Consider the following 18,018-nt stretch of genomic DNA (forward strand, 5'->3'; position numbering starts at 1 on the left):
CCGACTCCGGTCGGGGCCCTCTTCCGTACGTACGTGGCGGATCAGACGGTCGGGTCCAGGCCGTGGCTGCGCAGCCACGCCAGCGGGTCGATCGCGTAACCGCCGCCCGGCCGGACCTCGAAGTGCAGGTGCGGGCCGGTGGAGTTGCCGGAGTCCCCCGAGTACGCGATGACCTCGCCGGCCTTCACGGAACCGGAGCGGATCTTGGCGCTGCTGAGGTGGCAGTACCAGGTCTCGGTGCCGTCCGGGGCGGTCACGATCACCATGTTGCCGTACGCGCTGTTCAGCTGGGTGCGGACGGTGCCGTCCGTCGCGGCCATCACGGGCGTGCCGCCGAACACGGGGAAGTCGATGCCGGTGTGCACGGACATCCAGTTGACGCCCGACTGGCCGAAGCGCGCGCTGAGCCGGTGGAGCTTCACCGGCAGCGCGAACTTGGGGCGCATCGCCTCCTTGCGGATCGCCTCCTCCTCGCGCTTCTTCTTCTCGGCCGCCTGGCGGACCTTGAGATCGATGCGTTCCTGGGTGCGGCTGGCGCGGCTGCCGAAGTCGCGGGCGTCGGCGTCGAGCGCGTCGAGCTGGGTGTTGAAGGCGTTGTTGGCGGCGACCGGCTCGACGGTGTCCGGGGCGGCGGCGAGCGCGGTCGTGTTGTCCTTCGTCTCGCCCCCGGCGCCGGTGCCGGGGAGCCCGCCGACGGACGCGGCGGCGATGCCGGCGACCCCCATGACGCAGGCGGAGGGGACGGCGACGGTCAGCAGCGCGGACCGCTTGGCGGGGGTGCGGCGACGGCCGCGCCCGCCGCCGGAGGAACGGCGTGCGGGGCGGCCGGCAGGGGAGTCGGTACGGAGCTCGACGGCGGGCTCGCCGTGGGGTTCCTCGTCGGTCCCGTGGGCCTCGCCGTCCTCGAAGGCCTCGGCCTCGTCGGTGCCGTCGGCGTCGCCGAAACCGTCCGGCTCCGCCTCGGAGGCGTAATCGGAGGCGGCGTAATCGGAGGCGGCGTATGCGGAGACGGGCTCGGGCGTGTGGTCGAAGGAGAACTCGGCGGTGTGGCCGTCGACCTGCTCGGTCTGCGGGGTGTACTGGTGGGGGACGACCGGCTCGGGCTCCGGGGCCGCGTGGTTCCACGCGGTCGCGTCGTAGGAGCCGGTCCCGCTCTCGGTCTCGGTCGCGAAGGCCGGGGCGGCCCACTGGCCGGTGGTGTCGTAGGACTCGTAGCCGTACGTGCCCTGGGCGGCGTACGCGCCGGCGTGGGCGGTCTCGTACGGGCCGGTGTGCTGGGCCTCGGTCCAGGTGGAGGAGTCCCACTGGCCGGAGGTGTCGTGCCGACCGGCGGTGTCGTACGGCGCCGCGCCGGTCCCGTAGGCCTCGTAGGAACCGGTGGTCCCGTAGGCGGGGGTCCCGACGTTCCACTGCCCCGTGGTGTCCCACTGGCCGGTCGTGCCGTACTGCTCCGCCGCGTCGTACCGGCCGGCCGTGTCGTACGGACCGGTGGCGCCGTTGGTGTCGTACGGGCCGAGGTCCCACTGGCCGCTGTGGTCGGCCTGACCGCCGGGGTACGTGCCGAACAGCGGGTCTGTGGCGAAACTGCCAGTGGTGTGGGTGTCGTCTCCGACGTACCCGGCGTGGGGGTGCTGGTCGTTCACCAACGTCTCTCTCGCCTCGGCAGCAGGACCAGTCCGGGGCGGGCCCGACGAGGGGTGTCCCGGGGGTAAGCAGTGGCGCGACTGTACCCGGCGGTATGCGCGGCGGACAATCTTCGGAGGGGTTTGCGACCGCAGGAAACGGGCAATCGGTTGCGTTTCGCCAGCTCGCGAAGACAGCTTTGGCCTTGTGTTCGAGAAACGTTCGAACGGGAGTGTCGCGCCGTCGGGTACCGAGGTGTCGATGCCGGTGATGCCGTGTGAACGGACGGGCACAAGGCGTGTGCGAAACGTCTACGAGGCGCTCGCGGGGGTCGGCGCGCCGTCCGCGAGGCGCCGGTGGAACTTCACCGGAGCGGGCGGGCGCGGTCAGGCCACGGAGGACGCGTCCGGTTCCTCCCCCCGCCTGGCCGTGGTCCCGGGCCCGTCGGCGTCGAGGGCCTCGCGGACCCCGGCGGCCACCGTCGGGTGCACGGGCAGCGCGAGGTGGCCGATGCCGCTGACCCGGACGTTGTGCACGAGCAGGTCGGGGTGGTCGAGGCGGGCGGTCTCCACCGGCACCATCACCTGGTCGAGGTCGCTCCAGAAGCTGACGAACCTGGTCCGGCAGCCGGGCGCGGGCCCGGCCAGCTCCCGCAGCACCCCGGAGCCGGGCCGCATCTGCCGCACCAGCGGATGCGCGGCGGCGAGCCGGGCCATGGTCGTGCCCGCGTGCGGGGTGCCGAGCGTGACCAGGGTCCGCACCCGTGCGTCGCCCCCGAGGCGCTGCACGTAGTAGCGGGCGATCAGCCCGCCCAGGCTGTGCCCGACGATGTCGACCTCGGCGTGTCCCGTACGGGCGCGGATCTCCTCCACCCGGCGGCCGAGGGCCTCGGCGGCGGCCCGCAGGTCGCACGTGAGCGGGGAGTAGTTGAGCGACTCGATCCCGTCACGGCCGTGCCGGGTGAGGGAGCGGCGCAGCAGGACGAAGACGGAGCGGTTGTCGACGAAACCGTGCAGGAGCAGGACGGGGCGCCCGCCCCGGGGGCGCCCCCCTGGCGAGGCGTCGGGCGGGGCGGGGGCCAGGCGCTCGGCCACGATCCCGGTGGGGTAGAGGACGAGGTGACCGGTGAGGATCGCGACCTCGAGCGCGGTGGCCTTCATCAGGGTGGTGACCTTGGCGAACTCCATGGCCGGCCTCCCGAACGGCACGCGGGGCCGGACGGCGTGGCCGGTGCGCCGCGCCCCCGCGCCGCACGGACGGCGGCACGGAGGCGCGACGGACCTCGTCGCGGCTCCTTTCGCGACCGGTCCCGCCTGCGGCTGGTGGGCCCAGGAGGAGGGCCCGGAAGCGGGGACGGTGCGGAGCGAACATGTCCCACGTGTGATTTCCCCCTCGGTGGCTGCCGCGAAACGGCCGCTTGCGGGATGCTGGGGATAACGTTCGTTCACCTCCCCGGCAAAGACGCGCGGGGGTCGCATGTGGAGGCAGTGATGGGTGTGACCGGTCCGATCCGCGTGGTGGTCGCCAAGCCGGGCCTCGACGGCCACGATCGCGGGGCCAAGGTGATCGCGCGAGCGCTCCGGGACGCCGGCATGGAGGTCATCTACACCGGGCTCCACCAGACGCCCGAGCAGATCGTCGACACCGCGATCCAGGAGGACGCCGACGCGATCGGCCTCTCCATCCTCTCGGGCGCGCACAACACGCTCTTCGTGAAGGTCCTGGAGCTCCTCAAGGACCGCGACGCGGAGGACATCAAGGTCTTCGGCGGCGGCATCATCCCGGAGGCGGACATCGCGCCGCTGAAGGAGAAGGGCGTGGCGGAGATCTTCACGCCGGGCGCGACGACGACGTCCATCGTCGACTGGGTGAACGCGAACGTCCGCGTGGCCGCGTAGTACGGCGTAGTACCGCGTAGTACACGGGCCGTGGGGCGGTTCGCGCCTCACCGTCCAGGGCCCTCCCCCGGGGAGGGCCCTTCGCCGTCCCCGTACGCCCTCCGGGAGGGCGGCGCGAGTTCGGCGCGTATCGACGCGCGCAGGCGGAGCGTGGAGACCAGCCGGCGGAAGGCCTCCGACCAGTAGCCGCCCGCGCCGGGAACGACGGTCTCCGCCTCGTCCGGACGGGCCGTCAGGGCTTCGAGGCGCCGGGCCGCCTCCGGGGCGAGGCAGCGCTCCGCGAGGCCCATCACCCCGCTGAAGCTCCATGGGTAACCGCCCGCCTCGCGCGCGCTGTCCAGGGCGTCGATCACCGCCCCGCCGAGCGGCTCCGCCCACGGCACGGCGCAGACGCCGAGGAGCTGGAACGCCTCCGACAGGCCGTGGGCCGCGACGAACCGGGCGACCCAGAGCGCTCGTTCCTCCGGGGACAGCATCGACAGGAGCTGGGCCCGCTCGGCGAGCGACGAGGTGCCGGGGCCCGTCGCGGGCGGGGTCGCGGGCGAACCGAGCAACGCGCGCGACCAGGCCGCGTCCCGCTGCCGCACGGCCGCCCGGCACCAGGCCGCGTGCAGCTCGTCGTGCCACTCGTCGGCGACCGGCAGGGCCACGATCTCCTCCGGGCCGCGTCCCCCGAACCTGGCCGGCCAGCAGGAGAGCGGCGCGGACTCGACGATCCTGCCCAGCCACCAGGAACGCTCGCCCCGGCCCGCCGGAGGGACCGCCGCGACGCCGTCCCGCCGCATCGCCGCGTCGCACTCGTGCGGGGCCTCGACGCCGATCGTCGGCACGTCGGCCGTCCGGTCGGGGCCGACGCAGGTCAGGGCGCGGACCGCCATCCGGCCCGCGAGGGCGGAGGACGGCAGGGCGGAGAGGAGTTCGGCGGCGGTGGCGCGGACGTTCCGGCTGCGGTCGCCGAGCGCCGCCTCCAGGAACTCCTCGTCCGCGTCGGAGAGTCCGGCCCGCAGCGAGTCGAGGAACATCAGCCGGTCCTCCGCCCGCTCGGTGGCCCAGGTGGAGGCGAGGAGGGCGAGACCGGCGGCCGGGTCCTCGCTCCGCACGGCGATGAGCAGGGCGACCCGTTCGGCGAACAGGCCCTCGTCCCACAGGGCCCGCACCGCCTCCGCGTCCCGGGGGGACGGGAGGGAACCGGCCGCCCCCGTGCCGCGGAGGGCGAACCTCCACTCGGGGTTGAGCCGGGCCAGCCACAGCCCGCGCGGCCCCGCGAACCGGAGGACCGGGGCCCGCAGATCGGTGCGGGCCCGGGCCGCGTCGAGGAGGGCGGGCAGGGCGGCGGGCGGCGCCTTGTACCCGTGCTCGCCGGCGAGGGCCAGCCACTGGGGGAGCAGCTCGGCGAGGTCGGGCGCGGCTCCGCGCCGTCCGGCGGGCGGGGGTGCGGTCCGGCCGGCGAGCAGCTGGCCGAGACGCCGCCGGGCCGCCTCGGGCAGCGGCGCGCGGGGGTCCGCCGGCGCGGGCTCCGGCGGGGGCGCGGCGGGCCCGGGGCGCAGCCCCGCCCTGCGCCGTACGGTGTGCAGCGCGGCCGCGTCGAGCAGCGCGGCCGCCGCGTCGCCGGTCGCGGTGCCCTCCGGGCCGCCGCCTCCCGCGTCACCGCCCGTCCCCGCGCGCGTGAACCCCGCGGGTGTCCGCCGGTCCGTCCCGAGCAGCGCCGAGGTGACCAGCTCCTCCCAGAACTGGTCGGGGGCGGTCCCGGCAGCCGGACGGTCCCCGCTTCCGTCCGTGGCACGGGCGGTTGCGGCGTCGTCCGCGATCCTCGTCCCGCCCCTGGCGGAAGTGGTCGTGGCGGTGTCCATCGGGCTCCTCCGGGCGGTCGGGGACTGGTGGTCGGTGGGCGGCGGTTGGTGGCTGGTGGTCAGTGGTCGGCAGTTGGTGGGCGGCGGCCGGTGACCGGTGGTCATGGGCGGTGGTCGGTGGTCGGGCGGGGCGTACGGACGGGGTTACCGGCAGAGGACATTACGGGCAGGGACGTACGGACGTCACGGGGTCACAGGAGGGGGACCGTCTCGTTCGGGGCCTCCGGCGACCAGGCGGCGAGCGGGGTGAACCCCCGGTGTCCGCACTCCCCGAAGACGGTCACCGGGGCGCCGCCGGACAGGGCGACGAGCCGCCAGAGGCCCGGGTGGGACCGGGTCCCGGAGGTCAGGGGCAGCGCCTCGCGGCCGTCCGCGTCGGCGAGCTGCCAGCCGTACTCCGCCCGCGCCGGTACGACCCCGCTCAGCGTCACGGGCCACGCGTCCAGCCACGGGTCCTCGCGCAGCGCCCGCCCGTACGCGTCGAGGGCCGCGCCGACCGGGCCGCCCGGCGGCGGGGCCGCGGGCCCGGCGACCGGGACGAAGCGCTCGCCCGGCTCCGCCCGCACCTGCCCGGAGCCGGCGTGCGGGGTCAACTCGCCGTCGAGCAGGGCGCCCACGGGCAGGGACAGCCGGGGCGCCCGCCCCGACGCCCCGTACGAGAGCACGAGCGCCGTGCGCCCGCCGGTCGTCCCGTACAGCCAGACGCGCCGGGTGGTCAGCCGGCTGTCGCCCGTGTCGTACTGCGCGAGGACGAGCCAGTGGTCGCGCACCGGGGATCCGGCGACCGGGGCGGGGAGGCCGACCCGGGTCCGCACGGTCGTCGCGAAGGGCGCGGGCAGCCGGTCGGCGGTCAGCCACGCCCGGTCGAGGAGGTGGGTCAGCGCGCACTCCTCCAGGAGCCGCACGGGCCAGCCGGGCCCCGATCCCGGTATCGCCCCCAACTCCCTGACCCGGCCCGCGAGTCCCGGCGCCTGGGCGTCGACCATGCGGGCCGCCGTCTCCTCCCACAGGCCGTGTCCGGCCCGTCCGGCCGCCGCCAGGCCGCCGCGCAGCAGATCGGCGAGCCGCTGCTCCAACTCCTGCGCGCCCGAGGTGATCCGGGCCGCTCTCCGCTCGGCCCTGCGGCGGGCCGCGGCGGGATCCGCCGGGCCTCCGTCGGCCGCGCCGATCCTGCTCCCCGCTCCGCGCGAGACCTCGTCGGAAACCGGCGCGGGCACCTGCCCCGCCGTCGAACGCACCCCCATGCCATTCATGTCCACGACCGTAGAGGGCGCCACTGACAACGCACCCGGCCTGGGAGTTCGGGGAGGCGGGGAGGCGGTGTGAGAGGGAGGGGGAGAGGGGGCTTTACCCTTCCTTTACTATTCTCCCTGTGGGGGGTCACGCTCGGCTTCCCGCGTCCGGACACACCCAGGGGGACCCCCGTGAAGCGCACCACCCGTACCGTCCGCACCGCCGTCTCGGCCCTCGCCGTCACCGGTCTCGCCCTCGGCCTCGGCGCCTGTTCGGAGGTCACGGATAAGGCCGTCGACCAGGTCGACAAGTCCGTGAACGAGACCTACGAGGTCACGTACGAAGTCACCGGCAGCGCGATCGAGTCCGTCGACTACCACGCCGGCGGCGGCACCGCGATGGAGCCGAAGATCGAGTCGGAGAAGAAGCCCGCCTCCCCCTGGAAGAAGACGGTGACGCTGAAGGGGATCATGCCGCCGGCCGTCATGCCGGTCTCGCTCAACCCCTCCGACCTCACCTGCAAGATCACCTACAACGGCAAGGTCATCAAGGAGGCCAAGGCCGAGCAGGCGATGGCGGGCGGCTGCGTCGCCGTCTCCCCGGTCGTCGGCTGACCCCACCGGGACCGGAGGGGGCGTCAGCCCCTGGAGTCGGAGGGTGCGTCAGCCCCTCCAACCGCCCGTGACCAGCGATGACATCGGATTGTCAGTGGCATGGTGCACGGTGGATCGCACAGCAGGTCGAACGATCTGGAGGGGGATCCATGCCCGTGCCCGAAACCATCGCGAAGCCCGGTGACGGTGCCGAGACGGACACCGCACCGGGCCGGCCGCAGGGCTCCACCGAGGTCCTGCGGCCGCACGCCGAGCACGCCTTCGCCGCCGAACTCGCGGCGCTCGCCGCGGCCGACGACCGGCCCAGGCCCGCCCGCTGGCGCCTCTCGCCCCGGGCCGTCGCCACCTACCTCCTCGGCGGCACGCTCCCCGACGGGACCGTGATCACGCCCAAGTACGTCGGTCCGCGCCGCATCGTGGAAGTCGCCGTCACCACCCTCGCCACCGACCGGGCGCTGCTCCTCCTCGGCGTCCCCGGCACCGCCAAGACCTGGGTCTCCGAGCACCTCGCCGCCGCCGTCAGCGGCGACTCGACCCTCCTCGTCCAGGGCACCGCAGGCACCCCCGAGGAGGCGATCCGGTACGGCTGGAACTACGCCCGGCTCCTCGCTCACGGCCCCGACCGGGAGGCGCTCGTGCCGAGCCCCGTCATGCGGGCCATGTCCAGGGGCGCGACGGCCCGCGTCGAGGAACTCACCCGCATCCCCGCCGACGTGCAGGACACCCTCGTCACGATCCTGTCCGAGAAGACCCTGCCCGTGCCCGAACTGGGGGAGGAGGTGCAGGCCGTCCCCGGCTTCAACCTCATCGCCACGGCCAACGACCGCGACCGGGGCGTCAACGAGCTCTCCAGCGCGCTGCGCCGCCGCTTCAACACGGTCGTGCTGCCGCTGCCCGCCACCCCCGAGGACGAGGTCGACATCGTCGCCCGGCGCGTCGAGCAGCTCGGGCGCTCCCTGGACCTGCCGGTCCCGCCGGACGGCGCGGCCGAGATCCGCCGGGTCGTCACCGTCTTCCGCGAACTGCGGGACGGGGTCACCGCCGACGGGCGCAGGAAGGTCAAGACCCCCTCCGGGACGCTCTCCACGGCGGAGGCCATCTCCGTCGTCACGGGCGGCCTCGCCCTCGCCGCCCACTTCGGCGACGGCGTCCTGCGTCCCGCCGACGTCGCCGCCGGCGTCCTCGGCGCCGTCGTCCGCGACCCGGCCGCCGACCGGATCGTCTGGCAGGAGTACCTGGAGACGGTCGTCCGGGAGCGGGACGGCTGGAAGGACTTCTACCGCGCCTGCCGGGAGGTGGGCGCGTGACGCCGCCCGCCGGCACGTCCTCGGCCGGGGCTCCGGGGGGAGCCCGGGCCCCGCGGGCGGAGCCCGGCGGTCCGCTGCTGCTCGGGGTGCGGCACCACGGGCCCGGGTCCGCGCGGGGAGTGCGGGCCGTCCTGGAGGCGGAGCGGCCCGACGCGGTGCTGATCGAGGGACCCGCCGAGGCCGACGCGCTGGTGGAGCTCGCGGGGGATCCGGGCATGCGGCCGCCCGTCGCGCTGCTCGCCCACGCCGTGGACGACCCCGGACGGGCCGCGTTCTGGCCGATGGCCGGGTTCTCGCCCGAATGGGTCGCGATCCGCTGGGCCTTGGACCGGGGCGCCGCCGTCCGGTTCGTCGACCTGCCCGCCGCGCACACCCTCGCCGCCGACCCCACCTGGGACGACGGGGAGGGGGTCGCCGGGGACGGGGTGCGGATCGACCCCGTCGCGGAACTGGCCGGGGCCGCCGGGTACGAGGACGCCGAGCGCTGGTGGGAGGACGTCGTCGAGCTGCGGGGCGGCGGCGACCCCGCCGCTCCGTTCCGGGCCCTCGCCGAGGCCATGGGCGCCCTGCGCGAGGCGTACGGCCACGGCGGCCACCCCCGGGACCTCGTCCGCGAGGCGCACATGAGGCTCCGGCTGCGCGCGGCGAGGAAGGAGTTCGGGGACTCCGTCGCCGTCGTCTGCGGCGCCTGGCACGTCCCCGCCCTCGCCCTGCGCACCACCGTCGCCGCCGACCGGGCCCTCCTCAAGGGCCTGCCCAAGGTGCGGACCGAGGCGACCTGGGTCCCCTGGACCCACCGCAGGCTCGCCCGCCGTTCCGGCTACGGGGCCGGCATCGACGCCCCCGGCTGGTACCACCACCTCTTCACCGCACCCGACCGGCCCGTCGAACGCTGGATGACCGGGGTCGCCGGTCTCCTCAGGGCCGAGGACCGCCCCGTCTCCTCCGCCCACGTCATCGAGGCCGTCCGGCTCGCCGAGGCCCTCGCCGCCCTGCGCGGCCGCCCGCGTCCCGGCCTCGACGAGACGACCGACGCCGTCCGCGCCGTCCTCTGCGACGGCTCCGACGTGCCGCTCGCCCTCGTCCGGGACCGTCTCGTCGTCGGGGACGTCCTCGGGAGGGTTCCCGACGGCGCCCCCGCCGTCCCCCTCCAGCGCGACCTGAGCCGCCGTCAGCGCTCCCTCCGCCTCAAGCCCGAGGCGGAGGAGCGCGAACTCGCCCTCGACCTGCGCAAGGAGACGGACGGCGACCGCAGCCGCCTGCTGCACCGGCTGCGGCTCCTCGGCGTCCACTGGGGCGAACCGGTCGCCGGCCGGACCGGTACCGGCACCTTCCGAGAGACCTGGCGGCTGCGCTGGGAGCCCGAGCTGCACGTCCGGGTCGCCGAGGCCGGCGTCTGGGGCACCACCGTCGAGACAGCCGCCACCGCCAGGGTCACCGCCCGGGCCCTGGCCGCCACGGGGTCGGCCACGACAGCTGCCGCTTTCACCGGGGCGGCCTCCGCCGCAGGCTCCGCGGGGCCGGCCTCCGCCGCAGTCTCCGCCGGTCCCGACGCCTCCATCGGGCCTGCCGCCCCCACCCTCGCCGACGTCACCGTCCTCGCCGAGGACTGTCTCCTCGCCGGGCTCGCCGACGCGCTTCCCGTCGTCATGCGGGCGCTCGCGGACCGGGCCGCGCTCGACGTCGACGTCACCCATCTCGCCCGCGCCCTCCCGGCCCTCGCCCGCTCCCTGCGCTACGGCGACGTCCGGGGCACCGACACCGCCGCCCTCGGTGAGGTCGCCGCCGGGCTCGCCGAGCGGATCTGCGTCGGCCTGCCGCCCGCCTGCGCCGGGCTCGGCGCCGACGCCGCCGCACCCCTGCGCGAGCTGATCGACGAGGTCCACCGGGCCCTCGGCCTGCTCCCCGACGCCACGGGCGTCCGCGAGCGCTGGACCGGCGTCCTGCACCGGCTCGCCGCGCACGACCGGGTGCCCGGCCTCCTCCGGGGCCGCGCCGCCCGGCTCCTCCTCGACGAGGAACGGATCCCCGACGACGGGGCCGCCCTCCTCATGAGCCGCGCCCTCTCGCCCGGCACCCCGCCCCCCGACGCCGCCGCCTGGATCGACGGCTTCGCCGGCGCCGCCGCCGACGGGGGACTGCTCCTCGTCCACGACGAGCGCCTCCGCGGTCTCGTCGACGCCTGGCTCACCTCCGTACCGGCCGAGGCGTTCACCGACGTCCTGCCCCTGCTGCGCCGCACCTTCTCGGCGTACGAGCCGGGCGTGCGCCGCACCCTCGGCGAGCTGGCCGCCCGGGGCCCCGGGCCCGGCGGTCCGAGCGCCTCCGCGCCCGGCGCGCCCGGTTTCGCGTCCGTCCCCGACCGGGAGCGCGCGGACGCCGTCCTCCCGCTCCTCCACCTCGTCCTCGGCACGGAGGCACCCGCATGAGCCGCACGACCTCCACGACCCGCACGCACCCCACGTCCCCCGACTCCGCCGACGAGCGGCTGCGCCGCTGGCGGCTCGTGCTCGGCGGCGGCGACGCCGACGGCACCGGGCGCGCGCTCACCGGGAGCGACGCCGCCGTGGACGGAGCCCTCACCGCCCTCTACGGCCGGCACCCGGACGACCGGGACCGCGACGGTGCCGGAAGGAGCCGTACGGCCGGGCTCGGCGCCTCCGCGCCCTCCGTCGCCCGCTGGCTCGGCGACATCCGCACGTACTTCCCCGTCCCCGTCGTCCAGGTCATGCAGCGCGACGCGATCGACCGGCTCGGCCTCGCCGCCCTCCTCCTGGAGCCGGAGATGCTGGAGGCCGTCGAGCCCGACGTGCACCTCGTCGGCACCCTCCTCTCCCTCCGCGAGGCCATGCCCGAGACCACCAGGGAGACCGCCCGCGCCGTCGTGCGCGAGGTCGTCGACGACCTGGAGAGGCGCCTCGCCGCCCGCACCCGCGCCACCCTCACCGGCGCCCTCGACCGCTCCGCCCGGACCGCCCGCCCCCGCCACCGGGACGTCGACTGGGACCGCACGATCCGCGCCAACCTCAAGAACTACCTGCCCGAGCACCGCACGGTCGTCCCCGAGCGGCTCGTCGGCCACGGGCGCGCCGCCCGGGGGGTGCGCAAGGAGGTCGTGCTCTGCGTCGACCAGTCCGGCTCCATGGCGGCCTCCGTCGTCCACGCCGCCGTCTTCGCCGCCGTGCTCGCCTCGCTGCGGACGGTCGCCACCCGGCTCGTCGTCTTCGACACCGCCGTCGTCGACCTCACCGACCGGCTCGACGACCCGGTCGACGTCCTCTTCGGCACCCGCCTCGGCGGCGGCACCGACATCAACCGCGCCCTCGCCCACTGCCAGGCCGGCATCACCCGCCCCGCCGACACCGTCGTCGTCCTGATCAGCGACCTGTACGAGGGCGGCATCCGCGACGAGATGCTGAAGCGGGTCGCGGCGATGAAGGAATCCGGCGTGCAGTTCGTGGCCCTGCTCGCCCTCTCCGACGAGGGCACCCCCGCCCACGACCGCGACCACGCGGCGGCGCTCGCCGCGCTCGGCGTCCCGGCCTTCGCCTGCACCCCCGACCTGTTCCCGGAGATCATGGCGGCCGCCCTGGAGAAGCGTCCCCTGCCGATACCCGCCTGATCACGGGAGCGCCCCGGGGTGCGGAATCCGTCGTCACGGACCACCCGCACGGGTGCTCGGAGGGCGACTGAGTTCCATGTCACAGCGCTCCCCGGGCCTCCCTCACCCCGTCGTCCCGCGCGCCGTGAGGGGCCGGAACCCCGGGCCCCGCCTGCCACGACCGCCGTGGACGGCCACCCCGCGACCCCCTCGGACCGGCCCGCCGCCCCCGCGGCCTGTGACCCGTATCACCGCTCTCCTGTGATCTGCGATTTAGGGACCCACGGCCCACGGCGATAACCTGCGAGACGGACATGCCGCGTCCACGGACACCGTGTACGCCTCCCTTGTGACAGAGCAGTCACGTTGCCCTCCGCGGCACGCCCACGCAGACAACGAACCGCGATCATCAGAAAAGGGACGGACGCGCGTGGACCTGTTCGAGTACCAGGCGAGGGACCTCTTCGCCAAGCACGGTGTACCGGTGCTGGCCGGTGAAGTCATCGACACGCCTGAGGCGGCGCGCGAGGCCACCGAGCGTCTTGGCGGCAAGTCGGTCGTCAAGGCGCAGGTGAAGGTCGGCGGCCGCGGCAAGGCCGGCGGCGTCAAGCTGGCCGCCACCCCGGACGAGGCCGTCGCCCGCGCGACGGACATCCTCGGGATGGACATCAAGGGCCACACGGTCCACAAGGTGATGATCGCCGAGCTGTCCCCGGAGATCGAGGCCGAGTACTACGTCTCGTACCTCCTCGACCGCACCAACCGCACCTTCCTGGCCATGGCCTCGGTGCAGGGCGGCATGGACATCGAGGAGGTCGCGGAGAAGACCCCCGAGGCCCTCGCGAAGGTCCCCGTCAACGCCAATGACGGCGTCACCCTGGAGAAGGCCCGCGAGATCGTCGCCCAGGCGAAGTTCCCGGCCGACGTCGCCGAGGGCGTCGCCGAGGTCCTGGTCACCCTGTGGGACACCTTCGTCGCCGAGGACGCCCTCCTCGTCGAGGTCAACCCGCTGGTGAAGACCAAGGACGGCCGCATCCTGGCCCTCGACGGCAAGGTCTCCCTCGACGAGAACGCCGACTTCCGCCAGCCCGGGCACGAGGCCCTGGAGGACAAGGCGGCGGCCAACCCGCTCGAGGCCGCGGCCAAGGCCAAGGGCCTCAACTACGTCAAGCTCGACGGCGAGGTCGGCATCATCGGCAACGGCGCCGGCCTGGTCATGTCGACCCTGGACGTCGTCGCGTACGCCGGTGAGGACCACGGCGGCGTGAAGCCGGCCAACTTCCTCGACATCGGCGGCGGCGCCTCCGCCGAGGTCATGGCGAACGGCCTGGAGATCATCCTGGGCGACCCGGACGTCAAGTCCGTGTTCGTCAACGTCTTCGGCGGCATCACCGCCTGCGACGAGGTCGCCAACGGCATCGTCCAGGCCCTGGAACTCCTCGCCTCCCGCGGCGACGAGGTCACCAAGCCGCTGGTCGTGCGCCTCGACGGCAACAACGCCGAGCTGGGTCGCAAGATCCTGTCGGACGCCAACCACCCGCTGGTGCAGCGCGTGGACACCATGGACGGAGCGGCCGACAAGGCCGCCGAGCTCGCGGCTGCGAAGTAAGGGACGAGGGACACCAGAGCCATGGCTATCTTCCTCAACAAGGACAGCAAGGTCATCGTCCAGGGCATGACCGGTGCCACGGGCATGAAGCACACCAAGCTCATGCTGGGTGACGGCACCAACATCGTCGGCGGCGTGAACCCGCGCAAGGCCGGCACCAAGGTCGACTTCGACGGCACCGAGGTCCCGGTCTTCGGCACCGTCGCCGAGGCCATCAAGGAGACCGGCGCCGACGTCTCGGTCCTCTTCGTGCCGCCGGCCTTCGCGAAGGCCGCCGTCGTCGAGGCCATCGACGCCGAGATCCCCCTCGCGGTCGTCATCACCGAGGGCATCGCCGTCCACGACTCCGCCGCGTTCTACGCGTACGCGGTGGAGAAGGGCAACAAGACCCGCCTCATCGGCCCGAACTGCCCCGGTCTCATCACCCCGGGCCAGTCCAACGCCGGCATCATCCCGGGCGACATCACGAAGCCGGGCCGCATCGGCCTGGTCTCGAAGTCCGGCACGCTGACGTACCAGATGATGTACGAGCTCCGTGACATCGGCTTCTCGTCCGCCGTCGGCATCGGTGGCGACCCGGTCATCGGCACCACGCACATCGACGCCCTGGCGGCCTTCGAGGCCGACCCGGAGACCGACCTGATCGTCATGATCGGCGAGATCGGCGGCGACGCCGAGGAGCGTGCGGCCGACTTCATCAAGGCCAACGTCACCAAGCCGGTCGTCGGCTACGTCGCGGGCTTCACCGCGCCCGAGGGCAAGACCATGGGCCACGCCGGCGCCATCGTCTCCGGCTCCTCCGGCACCGCCCAGGCGAAGAAGGAGGCCCTGGAGGCCGCGGGCGTCAAGGTCGGCAAGACCCCGACCGAGACGGCCAAGCTGGCGCGCGCGATCCTCGCGGGCTGACGCCGCCACCACCGCACAGCGAGTGGGCCCCACCCCTCCCGGGAGACCGGGCGGGGGCGGGGCCCACTCGTGTGCGGGGCGGGGGTGGGGCCCACTCGCGTACGAGACCGGGGGCGGAGCCCGCCCGTGTACGGGGCGGAGGTCGGGACCCGGCCTCCGTACGGGCCCGGGCGGGCGGTTACCCGGCCACCGGGAGCAGGCGTTCGGGGCCCGGGTTGGGCTCGGAGCGCAGCCGGTCGCGGAGTTCCACGTCCTCGGGTCTGAGCTTCTCCGGGCCGCCGCGTACCGGCACCCCGTTGACGGTCTCGCCGGGGGCGTTCACCGGGATGTACCGGGTCGGCGCGGTCACCGCCGTGAAGCCGGTCATCACGATGAGGGCCGCCGACACCCCGACCACCGCCCGCGTCCAGGTGCGGGCCCGCTGCTCGCCGCCGGTCCGGATCGCGCGGGCCGCCGGGAGCGTCGCCGCCGGTGCCTCCGCGACCGGCGCGTTCAACCGCCGGTGCAGCTCCTCGGGGTCGGCGAGGCCGGGGTCCCGCCGTCCGAGGACCGCGCGCGCGTGCAGCAGCCGGTGGGCGGCGGCGGGGGTGCTCGCCTCCGTCTCGGCCGCCGTGTCCGGCAGGTCGAGGCCGAGACCGTCGTAGAGCAGCACGGTGCGGCGGTGGGGCGGCGGCAGTTCGAGCAGCGCGGAGACCAGCTCCCGCTCTCCCCGGCCCGCCCCGGCCGAAGGGGCGTCGGGGTGCTTGTGGGCGCGGCGCAGCCGGTGCCAGGGGGAAAGGGCGTACTCGTACGCCGTCGCCCGCACCCAGCCCACCGGGTCCGCGTCGACCGCGACCTCGGGCCAGCAGTGCCACGCCCGCTGGAAGGCGCGCTCGACGGCCTCCCGGGAGAGCGCCCGGCGTCCGGTGAGCAGATAGGTCTGGTGGACGAGGCCGGGCGCGGCGTGCGCGTAGAGCGCGTCGAACGCCTCCTCGGGGGTGGGGCCCGGCACGGCGGCGTCCCCGGTCGCCGGCTCCGCCGTCTCCGGCGCTTCCGGTTTCAGGCGTTCCGACGGCATGGAGACCCCGTCACCGGCCGGTACGGGGGGAAGGACCCGCGTCGGCTCGGCGTCCCGCTCGGGCGCGCTCCCGGTGGTGCCGCCGGTCGTGCTCCCGGTGGCGCCCCCGGACCGGTCCCCGGCGGGGGGCCGGGAGGAGACCGGGGAGGAGGGGGCCGAAGGGGTGAGACCGGCGGCCCCGGGGGTCGATTCCGAACCGGGTACCGCTTCCGAGGCCGGGACCGCTTCCGTCCCGGGAGCCGTCTCCGCCCCGGGACGCCGTGCTTCCGCCCGCTCCGCCTCCGTCTCCCCGGCGGGACTCGGGGACAGGGCCGGGGACGGGCTCGGCGACGGGCCGTCGGGACCGTCCACGCCCAGCAGCCGCGCGTACGCCTCGCGCTTGCGGCCCCGGGGCGCCGAACGCCCGGTCTCCCACGCCTTGACCGTGGCTTTCGTGACGCCCATGGCCTCGGCGACCTGCTCCTCGCTCAGGGCGAGGGCCTCGCGCAACCTGCGTCGCTCCTTGGGGGTCGGCAGGGTGGCGGAGGAGCTGGAATCCGCGGTGCTCCGGCTCATGGGCGTCGACCTCCCACAGAGCTTCTCTGGGCGGAAAAGTACATAAACGTATCTTGAGCGACACAACGGATGTTTGCCTGTTACGCGGCGAAAGCGCGTGTCGTTGGGAGCATGGCCCCGTGACCCACGTGACCGAGCCCCCCCTGGTCCAGGGCGGCCGTTCCGCCGCGCTCGCCGCCGCCTGCGTCCGGGGCGGAGTCGCCGCCGGACTCGGCCTCGGCGCCCTCGCGGTCCTGGTGATCGCGGCCTGGATCAGCTCCCCGTTCCTCGGCGGCGGCCCCGACGACGTCCTCCACGCCGCCACCGGGCTCTGGCTGCTCGCCCACGGCGTGGACCTGATCCGCACCGACACCCTCTCCGGCCCGCCCGCGCCCCTCGGCGTCGCCCCGCTCCTCCTGACCGCCCTGCCCGTCTGGCTCGTCCACCGGTCCGCCCGCGACACCCTCGCGCCGGGCACCGCGGGCCGGGACCGGCCGCGCCCCTCCCCGAGCGGCGCGATCGCCTCGGTGGCCGGGGGATACCTGCTGGTCACGGCGGCGGTCGTGCTCTACAGCGAGAGCGGTCCGCTGCCCGCCGACCTGGTCACGGCCGGACTCTGGCCGCCCGCCGTCGTGGCCGGCGCGGCGGGGGCGGGGGTCTGGACGGCGCTCGGCCGCCCCTTCCCCGGGCAGCGGTGGGTGGTCCTCCCGCGCGCGGCCGGGCTCGGGCTCGTGACGCTGCTCGCCGGCGGCGCGACGGCCGCTGCGGTCTCGCTGGTCCGGCACGCGGACCGGGCGCAGGCCGTGTTCCTGGGCCTGGCGGGGGAGTGGTCGGGGCGGGCCGCGGTCCTGCTGCTCGTCCTGGCACTGCTGCCGAACGCGGCCGTGTGGGGGGCCGCGTACGGCCTCGGACCCGGTTTCGCCCTCGGCACGGGCGCCCTCGCGACCCCGCTGGGCCTCACCGGGGACCCCGCCGTGCCGCCCTTCCCGCTCCTGGCCGCGGTGCCCGCCGAAGGGCCCGGCGGCTGGCTCCACTGGACGACCGCGACGGTCCCGCTCGCCGCGGCCGTGCTCCTGGGCCACCGGGTGGGCCGCTCGGCACGGACCTGGACGGCCCGGGACACGGCGCTGACGGCCCTGGGCGCGGTCGGGGCGTGCGGAGCGGCCGCCGCCGCCCTCGCGGGCGCGGCGGGCGGCCCGCTGGGCACCGGCCGGCTCTCCGCGTTCGGCCCGGTGTGGTGGCAGACGGGCGGAGCGGTGGTGCTCTGGGGGACCTGCGTGGGCGTCCCGGCCGCCCTGGGGGCACGGGCCTGGGGCCGCCGCGTCCCGCGAGCGGAGCGCGTACCGGCTCCGGCCGCCGCCCCGGACCTCACGACGGAGGAGACGGGGACGGGCGCCGCCGCCGGCCGGAAGCTCCTTCCGGGGTGGGTACGGCGCCCGGCGTGGAGCCGGAACCCGAGCCTTGCCCGGGTCCGCTTCCGGCGGACCGGCGCGGCGGTCGGGACTCCGGCCCCCGGCGGCGGTTCGCACGGGGCTCCGTACGCCGATCCGTACGGCGACCCCTTCGGCGACACCGGCTACGAGCCGTACGACTTCCTCCCGGCGGCCTGGGAGCCCACCCCGGAACCGGAGCGGAAAACGGAACCGGAGCCGGAGCCGGAGCGGAGGGCTGAGCCCCGAAAGGAGACGGGGCCGGACCCGAAGACGGATCCGGCCCCGGATTCCGGGGGCCCCGGAGCCCCCGAGGGCACCGGTGAAGAGACGAAGGGGCGAACGGGCGAATGAGG

At 75.4% G+C, this 18,018-nt stretch carries 13 protein-coding genes; 8 read left to right on the plus strand and 5 right to left on the minus strand.

Features of this window, described 5'->3' with window-relative positions; genetic code table 11:
- Positions 1–41: 41 nt before the first annotated feature.
- Entirely contained in the window at positions 42–1,643 is a 1,602-nt protein-coding gene (locus tag ACFY7E_RS02335) for a M23 family metallopeptidase (protein WP_389479768.1), read from the minus strand.
- 366 nt (positions 1,644–2,009) lie between these two features.
- Positions 2,010–2,810, minus strand: a complete 801-nt coding sequence (locus ACFY7E_RS02340; protein WP_389479770.1) for an esterase/lipase family protein — start codon at positions 2,808–2,810, stop codon at positions 2,010–2,012.
- Positions 2,811–3,113: 303 nt separating this feature from the next.
- Here ACFY7E_RS02340 and ACFY7E_RS02345 point away from each other — a divergent pair, with 303 nt between their 5' ends.
- Entirely contained in the window at positions 3,114–3,521 is a 408-nt protein-coding gene (locus ACFY7E_RS02345; protein ID WP_062752650.1) for a cobalamin B12-binding domain-containing protein, read from the plus strand.
- 47 nt (positions 3,522–3,568) lie between these two features.
- On the opposite strand, the gene ACFY7E_RS02350 is transcribed toward ACFY7E_RS02345, so the two are convergent.
- Entirely contained in the window at positions 3,569–5,371 is a 1,803-nt protein-coding gene (locus tag ACFY7E_RS02350; protein WP_389479772.1) for a DUF5691 domain-containing protein, read from the minus strand.
- Positions 5,372–5,562: 191 nt separating this feature from the next.
- Positions 5,563–6,624, minus strand: a complete 1,062-nt coding sequence (locus ACFY7E_RS02355; protein WP_389479774.1) for an SWIM zinc finger family protein — start codon at positions 6,622–6,624, stop codon at positions 5,563–5,565.
- 171 nt (positions 6,625–6,795) lie between these two features.
- Here ACFY7E_RS02355 and ACFY7E_RS02360 point away from each other — a divergent pair, with 171 nt between their 5' ends.
- The 6 genes from ACFY7E_RS02360 (at position 6,796) to sucD (ending at position 14,641) form a co-directional block, all read left to right on the plus strand.
- The gene (locus tag ACFY7E_RS02360) at positions 6,796–7,218 is read left to right on the plus strand and encodes an MmpS family transport accessory protein (RefSeq protein ID WP_389479776.1); all 423 of its coding nucleotides are present in this window, start codon (positions 6,796–6,798) and stop codon (positions 7,216–7,218) included.
- A 149-nt stretch (positions 7,219–7,367) separates the two neighbouring features.
- Complete coding sequence (locus tag ACFY7E_RS02365; protein WP_389479778.1) at positions 7,368–8,525, plus strand: AAA family ATPase; 1,158 nt, start codon at positions 7,368–7,370, stop codon at positions 8,523–8,525.
- A complete protein-coding gene (locus tag ACFY7E_RS02370; protein WP_389479780.1) occupies positions 8,522–10,954 on the plus strand; it encodes a DUF5682 family protein in 2,433 nt (810 codons plus the stop codon). The genes ACFY7E_RS02365 and ACFY7E_RS02370 overlap by 4 nt, the downstream gene beginning before the upstream one ends.
- A complete protein-coding gene (locus tag ACFY7E_RS02375; protein ID WP_389479782.1) occupies positions 10,951–12,147 on the plus strand; it encodes a VWA domain-containing protein in 1,197 nt (398 codons plus the stop codon). The genes ACFY7E_RS02370 and ACFY7E_RS02375 overlap by 4 nt, the downstream gene beginning before the upstream one ends.
- Positions 12,148–12,556: 409 nt before the next feature.
- Positions 12,557–13,735 carry an ADP-forming succinate--CoA ligase subunit beta gene (gene sucC, locus ACFY7E_RS02380; protein WP_383441847.1) on the plus strand — a complete coding sequence of 393 codons (1,179 nt, stop codon included), beginning with the start codon at positions 12,557–12,559 and terminating at the stop codon, positions 13,733–13,735.
- 21 nt (positions 13,736–13,756) lie between these two features.
- Positions 13,757–14,641 (plus strand): succinate--CoA ligase subunit alpha, encoded by an 885-nt coding sequence (gene sucD / locus ACFY7E_RS02385; RefSeq protein ID WP_030218244.1) that lies wholly within the window; start codon positions 13,757–13,759, stop codon positions 14,639–14,641.
- Between the two features lie 178 nt (positions 14,642–14,819).
- On the opposite strand, the gene ACFY7E_RS02390 is transcribed toward sucD, so the two are convergent.
- A complete protein-coding gene (locus ACFY7E_RS02390; protein ID WP_389479786.1) occupies positions 14,820–16,253 on the minus strand; it encodes a helix-turn-helix domain-containing protein in 1,434 nt (477 codons plus the stop codon).
- A 119-nt stretch (positions 16,254–16,372) separates the two neighbouring features.
- On the opposite strand from ACFY7E_RS02390, the gene ACFY7E_RS02395 reads away from it, so the two are divergent.
- Positions 16,373–18,016, plus strand: a complete 1,644-nt coding sequence (locus ACFY7E_RS02395; protein WP_389479789.1) for a DUF6350 family protein — start codon at positions 16,373–16,375, stop codon at positions 18,014–18,016.
- Positions 18,017–18,018: the final 2 nt, after the last annotated feature.

It is taken from the genome of Streptomyces sp. NPDC012825, assembly GCF_042900925.1.
GTDB lineage: Bacteria > Actinomycetota > Actinomycetes > Streptomycetales > Streptomycetaceae > Streptomyces.